This window comes from Chryseobacterium sp. DT-167, from assembly GCF_058310155.1.
The window spans coordinates 1-682 of record NZ_JBZEEQ010000064.1 but is presented as its reverse complement, the minus strand read 5'-3'; the positions used below and the strand labels follow the sequence as shown (position 1 = coordinate 682).

Genomic DNA, 682 nt, shown 5'->3' with positions numbered 1-682 from the left:
CGCGGAGAGGAGGGCGTTCTGAGCCTCGATAGGCGGAAGCGGCGAGACGATCTCGTGGAACCGCACCATCGAGCCGATGGAGAACGCACTCGCACTCACGCGAACACCGGCCGTACCGTCACAGGCCCGTGCCGCACGACTCGCTCACGGCCTCGCCGCACATGATGCCGAGGGCGAGCCCGACGAGGAACGTGAGCGCAGCCGTGAACGCGGCGATGATCGGGTTGCCGATCACGAAGAACCACGCCCACGCCGCGAGGCTGCTGCGCGGCCGGACGTTGCCCAGCTCTGCGCGCCATCGGACGCGCGCCAGGATCAGGGTGACGAGCGACACCACCCAGAGTGGCACCGTTATCGCGAAGTAGAGAGCGATGGGGAGCCCGCCGTCCATGTACTGCGCGAGCACTCCGCGTGGGCCGCCGGGCGCCGTGAAGATCGAGAGGAACATCACGATCGTCACGACGACGAAGGCCGCGCCGGCGATGACGCTCACGAGCGCGAATCGCCACGCGGTCGAACCGCGAGTGAGCGGCGGGCGCGGCGAAGCCCCGACGGGCTGGAGCAGTGGAGGCTGCGGTGTCGCCGGGCCCGGGTGAGGCTGTTGCGGCCACCGCTGCGCCGGCTGCCCCCCGTTCACCGAGGACAGCAGCGACCACGCGACGTCCGAAGACCACCCCGAGGC

The 682-nt window shown here is 70.4% G+C and carries 1 protein-coding gene; it reads right to left on the bottom strand.

All coding sequences use genetic code 11. The features are described 5' to 3' along the window. Positions 1-118: 118 nt before the first annotated feature. Positions 119-682: hypothetical protein (locus tag AC4FQ5_RS19755; protein ID WP_491146284.1), on the bottom strand; the 564-nt coding region annotated here is incomplete at its 5' end.